Source organism: Planktotalea sp. (assembly GCF_039984035.1).
Taxonomy (GTDB): Bacteria; Pseudomonadota; Alphaproteobacteria; order Rhodobacterales; family Rhodobacteraceae; genus Planktotalea.
In genome coordinates, this window is record NZ_JBDWVM010000273.1 from 1 (window position 1) to 10819 (window position 10819).

Genomic DNA, 10819 nt, shown 5'->3' on the forward strand with positions numbered 1-10819 from the left:
CACGCGCTGCCGCATCTATGCGCCCGTTGGCGCGCACCGTGATTTGCTGGCTTATCTCGTGCGCCGTTTGCTCGAAAACGGGGCCAACAGTTCCTTCGTCAATCAGATTGTTGATGAGGATGTGACGCCAGAAGAGATCGCCGTAGACCCCTTCATTGCGGCTGAGGACGCCGTATCTTGGGTCGCGCCTGCGGCTGATCTTTTCGCGCCTGAGCGGCCAAACTCAACCGGATTTGATCTGAGCTATGAGCCGCATCTGGAGCAAATTTATGCAGCGCGCGCTCCCTTTGCCGCGCATCAATGGTCGGCGACTTCGCGGCTTGCACGTGAGGCCACATCAGGCCCAGAGATGCTAATTCATAATCCAGCTAAACCAGATGACTTGGTGGGCACAGCGCAACTCGCAAGCCCAGAGCAAATCAGCGCCGCACTCGAAGCCGCCGCGCCTTGGGCCGCCAGCGCCGAAGAACGCGCTCGCGTTCTGAACGCGACTGCCGATCTCTTTGAAGCGCATTTTGGCGAAATATTCGCGCTGCTGGCGCGTGAAGCAGGCAAAACGCTCAATGATTGCGTGGGTGAGCTGCGCGAAGCGGTGGATTTCTTGCGCTATTATGCGAGCCGCGCGAATGACGAAGTGCCGATTGGCACGTTCAGCTGCATTTCACCTTGGAATTTCCCGCTCGCGATTTTCACCGGCCAAATCAGCGCCGCGCTCGCGGCGGGCAATGCGGTGCTTGCAAAACCCTCTGAACAAACCCCTCTGATCGCAGCCCTCGCAACGCGCCTAATGCATGAGGCAGGCGTGCCGCGCAGCGCATTGCAATTGGTGCTTGGTGCTGGGGACGTCGGCGCTGCATTAACATCGGATGCGCGCATTGGCGGCGTGGCTTTCACCGGCTCGACCGAAACCGCACAGATCATCCGCGCCTCCATGGCAAAACACCTCGCGCCTGACGCGCCGCTGCTGGCTGAAACGGGCGGGTTGAACGCCATGATTGTCGACAGCACGGCCTTGCCAGAGCAGGCCGTCACCGCAATCATCGAAAGTGCCTTCCAAAGCGCAGGGCAACGCTGCTCTGCTTTGCGCTGTCTCTACGTGCAAGAGGATGTCGCAGATAGCCTGCAAACCATGCTCATCGGCGCGATGCGGGAACTTACGGTGGCGAACCCATGGGATTTGTCCTGTGACATTGGACCGCTCATCGACGCAAAAGCGCAGGCGCAGATTTCGGACTATGTCAGCGTCGCGCAACAGCAAGGCCGCGTGCTCTTCCAGCTCGATACGCCAGAGCAAGGATATTTCATGGCGCCAACCTTGATTGCCCTCAACAGCATCGCTGAACTGGAACGCGAGGTCTTTGGCCCGATCCTGCACATCGTCCGTTTCAAGGCGCAGGAATTTGATCAGATCATCGATGATATCAATGCCACGGGATATGGTCTGACCTTCGGTCTGCAAACCCGCATTGATGATCGCGTGCAACATGTGTCTGAACGGATTCAGGCTGGGAACCTCTACGTTAACCGCAACCAGATCGGTGCCATCGTTGGCTCGCAACCTTTTGGCGGGGCGGGGCTTTCTGGCACTGGCCCCAAGGCCGGTGGCCCGCTCTACCTGTCGCGGTTCCGCAAAATCGAGGCGCGCGCAGCGACGGGTACGTTTGAAAACGAAATGCTCATCGCTGACCTGAAACATGCGATTAAGACGACTGCACACGCGCCGCAACGCGCCAGCGAGGTCTTGCCCGGTCCAACGGGGGAGTTGAACCAACTCTCCCAACACGCGCGCGCACCTTTCTTGTGCATGGGGCCGGGGAAAGAGGCGGCAGAAGGGCAGGCAAAATCAGTCCGCGCCCTAGGGGGCCGTGCAGTCGTCGCCACAGGCACAATCGACGCCGCGCAGTTGAGCACGCTAAAGGGGATTAGCGGTGTCCTCTACTGGGGCGCGCCCACAGAGGCCCGCGCCATCGCCACAGCCCTCAGCGCGCGCGACGGTGCGATCCTTCCCTTGATCACAGGCATGCCAAATGCGGGCTATGTCCTTGAGGAAAAACATCTCTGCGTTGATACGACTGCGGCGGGGGGCAACGCGGCATTGCTTGCCCAAAGCGCGCCAGCGCCCAAATAGACGCCTGTCACACGCTCTGGGCCGCGACACTCGCGGCCCAGCAGGGCGCGTCTTGCATGAACTCATGCATCGCATTGCGCACGATAGGGTCATCGTCCAAGCATTGGGCGTTGATTGGAAAGGACGTGTCCGTCGACATGGGTTCCCCCAAGGATGTGCCGCAGACGCTGCAAAAGGAGCGGCTGTACTTAAAGGGCGCGATCGGCTCATAGGTCTTTATCTGTGCGGCACCGCTCAGCAGCGTAAATTGCGCGCGTTCAATGAAGACAATCGTTGAAGTGCCAAGCTTGCGACATCTCGAACAATGGCAGGTGCTCATGCTGCTGGGCGCGCCACTGATTGTGAAAGTCACACCTCCGCAGACACAGCTTCCTTTGATTTTCATGGGGTTCTCCTAAAATAGATGCAAGTGTCATCGCTATAGCGCGCCGATGCTGACAGGGTGCTGTCAGCATGTTGCCTCTAAAGAGATGCAATGCAGGAGGATGTGAAAATGCGCCGCGCTGACAGGTTGTTTGACATTATCGAAATACTCAGAGCCGCGCGAAGCCCGCTCTCAGCGGCGCGCATTGCCGAGGAATTGGACGTTGTTGCACGTACAATCTATCGCGACATCGCAACGCTCATTGCGCAGCGCGTGCCCATCCGGGGCGAGGCGGGCGTCGGCTATGTTCTGGAGCCGGGATTTCACATGCCGCCGCTGATGTTAACCCCAGAAGAAATCGATGCCGCCGTGCTCGGCGCTCAGTGGGTCCAATCGCGCGGTGAGCCTGAACTTGCGCGCGCCGCGGAAAAACTGATCGCGAAGATCGAAGCGGTGTCACCGGCGCGGGTTCAGAGCGCCTTTGTTGAGCCGCCGACCAGCGTCGCCCCCGTGGTGGGCGCGCGCGAAACCGTGAGCGCCGCGCATCTGCGCCAAGCCATTCGCAATCGGGTCAAGATCAAGCTGGACTATCACGATGGTCAGGGCGCCGTTTCGCATCGCGTGATTTGGCCAATTTTCATGGGCTACCGTGATGCAGGGCGCATTCTTGCCGCGTGGTGCGAGCTGCGCAGCGGTTTTCGGTATTTCCGAACAGAGCGCATAATGGATGCCGAACTGCTTGATGAGAAAATACCAAAGCGCTCTGATATTCTTCGGCGAGAGTGGCGTGCCGCAATGGACGCAGAACGCGAAAGCTTTGCGGGCAGCAGCGCAACAGAGGCTTAGGCGACATCCTTCCGAGCGCACAAGAACGGCTGGCTACTCATCTTCTTTGCGCTTAGATTTTCTGAAAGACCAAGCGTTCAAAAAGGTAAGCCGCGTGCCAAGACTGATGATCCCCAAAACACTTGCCCGCGTTTGCCTGCTCGCGGGGCTAAGCGCGTTCCTCATCGCCTGTCAGGACGAACCAAGCGGTCTGTCACTCGACATACCCAGCACGCCAATCGAAACCGAACCCTCTCGAATTGCGATAACAATCGATGATCTGCCTTATGTCATGCCCTCGCAAACCTCGCCCGAGGAAGGGCTTCAGTACACACAAAGCATCCTGCGCGCGTTGCAAGAGCATAAGATCGTCGCGACGGGTTTTGTAGTCGGGCAACAGCTTACGCCCGAGGCTATTCCCGCAGTGCAGGCCTTTGCAGACGCGGGCCACACAATTGGAAATCACAGCTGGTCTCATCCCGACTATGGCACGCTGACGCCCGATGAATTCTTGGATGAAACGCGCCGCACTCATGACGCTTTGGCGACATGGATCGATGGGCCTAGGTACTACCGTTTTCCGTTCTTGCGAGAGGGCGAAACCGAACAAAGCAAAGCCGCCGCAGAGAAAATCCTGAGCGATCTTGGCTATCAGAATGTTCCCGTGACCATCGACAACGATGAATGGCAGTTCAACGCCGAGTATCTCAAAGCGATCAAGCGGGGCGATACGGAAGCGGCCCAGACGATTGCGAACGCCTATGTGGCCCATATGCAGGAGCGCACGTCGTTCTTTCAAACCCTTGCGCAGGGCGAGCTGGGCGGAGACGTTGATCATGTTTTGCTCATCCACCTCAATCGCATCAATGCGGATCACTTGGGCACATTGCTTGATTGGTATGCAGCGCAAGGCTGGACGTTTATTTCCGTGGGGGAGGCGATGCGCCATCCGCTCTATTCCCGCGCTGATATCTACGCAGGCGCGCGCGGCCTCTCGCAGATCGAGCGCGTTCTTGGCGGAAAACGCGAATAAACATGGCCTCAGCAACCCAATGCGGCCAATATGAGCCTGCTTTACCAAAGGAGCGTTCAGAATGATTTCATATGTCACAGTTGGCGCCGACGACATCGCCCGCGCGAAACGCTTTTATTCGGCTGTTCTGCCTGCGCTCGGATATCGGTTTGAAGAAGGGCCAGAGGGGCTGAGCTATGCTTTGCCCGTTGAACCGGGCGCGCGTCTTGTTTTTCCTGACTTCTACGTCAAACCCACCTTCAATGGTGAGGCGGCCACAGCGGGAAACGGCACTATGGTGGCGTTTGAGGCAGAGACCCAAGCCCAAGTGCGACAGCTTCATGCCGCCGCCCTTGCCGCTGGCGGAACAGATGAGGGGCAACCGGGATTTCGTGCCAACTACGGGGCCAATTTCTATGTGTGCTACCTGCGTGATCCACAAGGCAATAAAATCGCGCTTTTCGCCAGCAATCCAGATGAGCCAGGGCGCGACGGATAACCGGCGCAGAGCACATAGGCGCTTGACGTTTTAACGGGCAGGGGACACCTTGCCGACATGCTACCTATTCGCGATCACAACCCGTCGGGGCGTCGGCCCTTTGTCACTTACACGTTGATTGCGATCAACGTGATCATTTTTGCCAGCTTCAATATCCCCATGGGCGAAAGCCGCGCGCTGAACCTGTTCTTTGCGGAATGGGGCATGGTCCCTGCGTTTATCAGTGAAGGCGAGCGTCTTTACACATTGATCACAACGCAGTTCTTGCACGGCGGCTTTATGCATATCGCGGGTAACATGCTGTTCCTTTGGATTTTTGGCGACAATATGGAAGATGAAATGGGTCATTTCGGCTTTTTGATCTTCTATTTGGCCTGCGGCGCGCTGGCTGCCCTCGCGCAATGGGTGGTTGATCCCTATTCCTATGTCACGACAATCGGCGCTTCGGGCGCGATTGCGGGTGTTATGGGCGGCTACCTGCTTTTGTTCCCAAAGGCGAAGGTCGATATCCTGCTGATCCTGATCATCTACTTCAAGATTTTCTCCGTTCCAGCATGGATCATGCTCGGCGTCTGGTTCGTACTGCAGCTGGGCAATGGTGTGATTTCTGATCCTGACCTTGGCGGCGTCGCCTATTGGGCGCATGCGGGGGGCTTTGTGGTTGGATTTATCTTCAGCATTCCGGTCTTCTTGCGCCTTGGCGCATCGCAGTTCTGGCGCGACAATGATTTTCACCCGCCGCATCCAGAAGCCAAATACAATCTCAGCGCATCGCGCATTCCTCTGGTGCGGCGCAAATAACCTCACTTACCTAAAGGGGCTGATGTAACGCAGCCCCAGACGTTTTCGGAGCACCCCTATGAAAATGAACCCGCTTGGCCGCACAGGCATCACTGTGCCGGAACTCTGCCTTGGTACGATGACCTTTGGCACCCAAACGCCCGAAGCTGAAGGGCACGAGCAAATGGATATGGCGCTGGATGCAGGCGTGAATTTCTTTGACACCGCAGAAATGTATCCGGTCAATCCGATCACAGCCGAGACCCAAGGCGATAGCGAACGCGTTGTTGGCACATGGTTTGCCAAATCAGGACGCCGCGACGAGGTGATCCTTGCCACAAAACACTCGGGCAAAGGCCTTGCTCACATCCGCGAGGGCGCGCCCATCACTGCCGCAAGCGTGCCAGAGGTGATCGAAGGTTCGCTCAAGCGTCTTCAAACCGATTATATCGATCTCTATCAATTCCATTGGCCAAATCGCGGCTCTTACATGTTCCGCCAAAACTGGACATATGATCCGACCCAACAGAACCGCGCTGAAACCTTGGACAACATGATCGAAGTCCTCGAAGCGCTGCAAAAGGCGGTCGATGCCGGTAAAATCCGCGCCTTTGGCCTCAGCAACGAAAGCGCATGGGGCACCTCTGAATGGCTGCACCTGTCCGAAGCAGGGCATGGCCCACGCGTCGCCTCCATCCAGAACGAATATTCGCTACTCTGCCGGCTCTATGACACCGACTTGGCCGAACTCAGTGTGAATGAGGACGTAGGTTTGCTGTCGTTCTCGCCGCTCGCGGCCGGGCTTTTGACGGGCAAATACCAAGGGGGTGCAATCCCTGAAGGGTCGCGCCGCAGCCTTGTTGATAATCTTGGCGGCCGCATGACGGATCGCGTGTTGCCTGCTGTGGATGCTTATCTAGATGTTGCGCGCAAATTCGACGTTGATCCGGTGCATATGGCGCTGGCGTGGTGCCGCACGCGACCCTTCATGGCCTCAGCTATCTTTGGCGCAACCCGCACAGCGCAGCTTGAACACATCCTCAAATCTGTCGAGGTCACGCTCAGCCAAGAGGCGTTGGACGCGCTCAACGACACGCACCGCCAACATCCGATGGTCTACTAATCGATGAAACAACTTGGCTTTGATCTGGGCGCAGAGCCTCTGCCCGAGGTGACACCCGCCTTTGCCAGCGCACAGGACTTTGCCAAAGCCTTAAGCACATGGGCTGGCCCCGCCAAAGGGGCCGCCAAACTTTTTGCTCATCCGGTTGAAACGCCGCTCGGCACCATGGTGGCGGTCTGCGATGCCACGCATCTGCATCTTCTTGAATTTGCGGATCGCAAGGAACTGTCCAAAGAGCTGTCCAAACTCATCGTTTCGCTTGGCGCGGTTGCACCGGGGCAAACGCAAGTCACGCGTAATCTGATTGAACAGCTTGAGGCCTATTTCGCAGGGCAATTGAAAGACTTCGATCTTCCATTGGCGCTGCATGGCACAGAGTTTACCAATGACGTCTGGAACGCGCTGATCGCTATTCCCTATGGCGAAACCCGCAGCTATGGCGCCCAAGCTGAGGCGCTTGGAAACCCGTCCGCGACGCGCGCTGTTGCGCGGGCAAATGGCGCGAACCAGATTGCGATCATCATTCCGTGCCACCGTGTGATTGGGGCGGATGGATCGCTCACTGGATATGCGGGCGGGGTATGGCGCAAACGTGCGCTTCTTGAATTAGAGGGTGCCCGTTAGGAACTAAGCCTTAAGCGCCGTAAACCGCTTTGCGCGCGATTTCAGGAATATCACCGTAGTAAATATCCAGATCCAACGCCTCATGGCGGCTGAGGTTTTTCAGCTCATGCACGGTCTGACGGTATTGTGCTGCTTTGTTTGCGCGGCTCTTAAAGTTTTCGATAAAGGTCATCATTGCCTTTTCCTTTCACGTCTCTTTGTTGTGATGTGCATATCGGTCTGTTTGCGCTAACGGACAAGATTGCTTTCTTGCATGCCCGCCTTGCAAAATGCGCAACCCGCTGAGACATGTCGCTTTTGGTGTGTTGCACCATTCCGAATCCCGCCAAAGTGCAGGAAATTGATCAAAGAAGGACAGCGCCATGCCCTTAGCCATGAACCGAGACGTTTTCATTACATGTGCCGTGACAGGCTCAGGTGGCTCGCAGGATCGCAGCCCTCATGTGCCGCGCTCGCCCAAGCAAATCGCTGACAGCGCTATTGATGCGGCCAAAGCAGGGGCCGCTGTGGTGCACTGCCACGTGCGGGACCCTGAAAGCGGCACGCCCTCACGCGATTTGACCTATTACCGCGAAGTCACCGACCGCATCCGCGACGCAGAGGTGGATGTAGTGCTCAACCTCACCGCAGGCATGGGCGGCGATATCGTCTTTGGCAGCCCTGAGCAGCCGTTCCCCACCGCAGCAGGCACCGATATGGTCGGCGCAACAGAGCGCGTGGCCCACATCGCCGAATGCCTGCCAGAGATTTGCACCCTTGATTGCGGCACAATGAACTTTGCCGAAGCCGACTATGTCATGACAAACACCCCCGGTATGCTAACAGCCATGGGCACCATGATGACCGAACTCGGCGTCAAGCCAGAGATCGAAGCCTTCGACACAGGTCACCTGTGGTATGCCAAGCAGCTCGTGAAAGATGGCGTGCTTGAAAGCCCCGCCTTGGTGCAGCTTTGCATGGGCGTGCCGTGGGGCGCGCCGGATGATCTCAACACCTTCATGGCGATGGTTAACAACGTACCGGACGATTGGACATTCAGCGCCTTTGGCCTAGGTCGTAATCAGATGGCCATTGCGGCTGCGTCCGTCCTAGCAGGGGGCAACGTGCGTGTCGGGCTAGAGGATAATCTCTGGCTGGATAAGGGCGTGCTTGCCACCAACGCCCAGCTTGTTGAACGCTCCGTTACGATAATCGAAAACATGGGCGCGCGTATCATTGGACCGCAAGACGTGCGGGATAAATTGGGCCTGACAAAGCGCGCACCAAAAGCATAAGGATTGCTTTCATGCGCAGCATCTTCCTCTCACTGGCAACGGCTTTGACACTCGCCAGCACGGCTCCTGCAGGTGCCGCCGAATATCGGGATCGCTCGGTTCCGATGGCGGTTATGGCATCGCTCGATCTGAACAGGTATCTCGGAAAGTGGTATGAAATTGCCCGCTTCCCCAACCGGTTTGAAGCGGGATGCGTGGGCGTCACAGCGGAATACGCGCTGCGCGATGATGGGCAAATCAATGTGCTGAACACCTGCCGCAAAGGCACGCTCGACGGTCCTGTTGAGCGCGCAAATGGCAGCGCTCGCGTTGAAGCGCCGGGTCGGCTTTCGGTCACCTTTGTGCCGTGGCTGCCCTTCGCGCGCGGTGATTATTGGGTGCTCTATGTGTCGCCAGATTATGACTTTGCCGTCGTTGGAAATCCCAAAGGATCGACCGGTTGGATCCTTGCGCGCAAACCTCAACTCACCGCGCAAGAGCGCGCAAAGGCAAACGATGTACTTTCCAAAAATGGATATGATGTCAGTCAATTAGAAGAAGTTCTTCAGAAATAGGATGAAGATATGACCAAACTTGCAGCGATCATTGGTGGCGGCGTAATTGGCGGCGGTTGGGCCGCGCGTTTCTTGCTCAACGGATGGGATGTGCGTGTCTTTGATCCCGACCCCGAGGCAGAGCGCAAAACGCAAGCCGTGCTCGATAATGCACGCCGCGCTTTGCCTGGATTGACCGATGTCGCCATGCCTGCAGAAGGTACGTTGACCCATTGCGCATCAATCGCTGATGCGGTCGCAGAGTGCGCCCTGATCGTCGAGGCCGTGCCAGAGCGGTTAGAGATCAAACACTCAGTCTACGCAGAAATCGAAACTGCAAACACGACCGGCATTATCGCTTCGTCCACTTCAGGCATCATGCCTAGCGATCTGCAAAGCGAGATGACCCACCCAGAACGGCTCATCGTCGGACACCCGTTCAATCCGGTCTACCTCTTGCCCTTGGTCGAACTGGTTGCTGGCAAAAAGACCGATCCTGCCTGCATTGAAAAGGCCAAAGCGATCTATACCGAAATCGGCATGCACCCGCTGCACTGCCGTGTGGAGATCGAGGGCTTCCTTTCCGACCGTCTGCAAGAAGCGCTCTGGCGTGAGGCGCTGTGGCTCCTGAAAGATGAAGTCGCAACAGCCGAAGAAATCGATGCGGCCATCGCCTATGGTCCGGGCCTGCGTTGGGCGCAGATGGGCACGATGCAAACCTTCCATCTCGCGGGCGGCGAGGGCGGCATGCGCGCCATGCTCGCCATGTTCGGCCCATGCCTCAAATGGCCATGGACCAAGCTGATGGATGTGCCTGACCTCACCGATGAGTTTGTCGAAATGGTCGGCGATCAATGCGACGATCATGCAGGCACGTTGAAACCGCGCGATCTGGAACGCATTCGCGACAATAACCTTGTCGGCATCATCCGTTCCTTGCGCGGCGGCGATTGGGGCGCAGGCGCAACCGTCAAAGCGCACGACAAAGTGCTCGCCAAGCTCAATGGCATGGATGCGCGTGCCGCAGATGTGGACCCAAGCCAGCCTGTCACGACGGTTGTGCGCACGGTTCCGCTCGATTGGACTGATTACAACGGCCACATGAACGAAGCGCGCTATTTGCAGGCCTTCGGCGATGCAACGGACCGCTTCATGGAAATGATTGGCTGCGATGCGGATTATATCGCGACAGGCGGCAGCTATTTCACCGCCGAAACCCACATTCGCCATCTTGATGAGGTGCACGCGGGCGCGAAAATAGAGGTGCGCACGCAGGTTCTGCTCGGCGAGGGCAAGAAAATGCACCTCTGGCATGAGATGTTCGAGGGTGATCGTCTTCTAGCAAGCGGCGAACATATGTTGATCCACGTCAGTCTGGAAACTCGCAAGCCCTCTGATCCAAGCGCAGAAATCGCGGCAAACCTGACGCGCATTGCGCAGGGGCATAGCGCATTAGAGCGACCAGCAGCTGCTGGGGCATCCGTTGGAGTACGTAAATGAATAAGGTCTTAATAACAGGCGCGGCGAGCGGCATCGGCTACGCGATGGCGGAAACCTTCGCTGCGCAAGGCGATGAGGTTTGGATTACCGATGTGGATCAGGCCGCATTAGATCAGTGCCCCGATGCATGGCGCAAAAGCCGCGTCGATGTCTCGAG

13 protein-coding genes are annotated in these 10819 nt (G+C 57.4%); 11 read left to right on the plus strand and 2 right to left on the minus strand.

Annotated elements, in window-relative coordinates; translation table 11 throughout:
• Positions 1-2128: L-glutamate gamma-semialdehyde dehydrogenase (locus tag ABJQ89_RS12425; RefSeq protein WP_348496548.1), on the plus strand; the 2128-nt coding region annotated here is incomplete at its 5' end.
• A 7-nt stretch (positions 2129-2135) separates the two neighbouring features.
• Here the strand turns inward: ABJQ89_RS12425 and ABJQ89_RS12430 are convergent.
• On the minus strand, positions 2136-2513 hold the full coding sequence (locus tag ABJQ89_RS12430; protein WP_348496549.1) for a GFA family protein: 378 nt from the start codon (positions 2511-2513) through the stop codon (positions 2136-2138).
• Between the two features lie 90 nt (positions 2514-2603).
• Here ABJQ89_RS12430 and ABJQ89_RS12435 point away from each other — a divergent pair, with 90 nt between their 5' ends.
• The 6 genes from ABJQ89_RS12435 to ABJQ89_RS12460 all read left to right on the plus strand — a co-directional run bounded on the left by ABJQ89_RS12435 (position 2604) and on the right by ABJQ89_RS12460 (position 7355).
• Positions 2604-3338 (plus strand): YafY family protein, encoded by a 735-nt coding sequence (locus ABJQ89_RS12435; RefSeq protein ID WP_348496550.1) that lies wholly within the window; start codon positions 2604-2606, stop codon positions 3336-3338.
• Between the two features lie 94 nt (positions 3339-3432).
• On the plus strand, positions 3433-4350 hold the full coding sequence (locus tag ABJQ89_RS12440) for a polysaccharide deacetylase family protein (protein WP_348496551.1): 918 nt from the start codon (positions 3433-3435) through the stop codon (positions 4348-4350).
• 61 nt (positions 4351-4411) lie between these two features.
• Entirely contained in the window at positions 4412-4828 is a 417-nt protein-coding gene (locus ABJQ89_RS12445; protein WP_348496552.1) for a VOC family protein, read from the plus strand.
• A 57-nt stretch (positions 4829-4885) separates the two neighbouring features.
• Positions 4886-5629: a rhomboid family intramembrane serine protease gene (locus tag ABJQ89_RS12450; protein WP_348496553.1), complete on the plus strand. Its 744-nt coding sequence runs from the start codon at positions 4886-4888 to the stop codon at positions 5627-5629.
• 58 nt (positions 5630-5687) lie between these two features.
• On the plus strand, positions 5688-6731 hold the full coding sequence (locus ABJQ89_RS12455) for an aldo/keto reductase (protein ID WP_348496554.1): 1044 nt from the start codon (positions 5688-5690) through the stop codon (positions 6729-6731).
• A gap of 3 nt (positions 6732-6734) precedes the next feature.
• A complete protein-coding gene (locus ABJQ89_RS12460) occupies positions 6735-7355 on the plus strand; it encodes a methylated-DNA--[protein]-cysteine S-methyltransferase (protein WP_348496555.1) in 621 nt (206 codons plus the stop codon).
• Between the two features lie 10 nt (positions 7356-7365).
• Here the strand turns inward: ABJQ89_RS12460 and ABJQ89_RS12465 are convergent, their stop codons facing one another.
• On the minus strand, positions 7366-7530 hold the full coding sequence (locus tag ABJQ89_RS12465) for a hypothetical protein (RefSeq protein ID WP_348496556.1): 165 nt from the start codon (positions 7528-7530) through the stop codon (positions 7366-7368).
• Positions 7531-7717: 187 nt separating this feature from the next.
• Between ABJQ89_RS12465 and ABJQ89_RS12470 the strand changes: the two genes are divergently transcribed.
• The 4 genes from ABJQ89_RS12470 to ABJQ89_RS12485 form a co-directional block, all read left to right on the plus strand.
• Entirely contained in the window at positions 7718-8629 is a 912-nt protein-coding gene (locus ABJQ89_RS12470; RefSeq protein ID WP_348496557.1) for a 3-keto-5-aminohexanoate cleavage protein, read from the plus strand.
• Between the two features lie 11 nt (positions 8630-8640).
• Positions 8641-9183, plus strand: a complete 543-nt coding sequence (locus tag ABJQ89_RS12475; protein ID WP_348496558.1) for a lipocalin family protein — start codon at positions 8641-8643, stop codon at positions 9181-9183.
• Positions 9184-9192: 9 nt separating this feature from the next.
• Entirely contained in the window at positions 9193-10662 is a 1470-nt protein-coding gene (locus ABJQ89_RS12480) for a carnitine 3-dehydrogenase (protein WP_348496559.1), read from the plus strand.
• The coding region (locus ABJQ89_RS12485) for an SDR family NAD(P)-dependent oxidoreductase (RefSeq protein ID WP_348496560.1) at positions 10659-10819 on the plus strand (161 nt) is incomplete at its 3' end. The genes ABJQ89_RS12480 and ABJQ89_RS12485, both read left to right, overlap by 4 nt.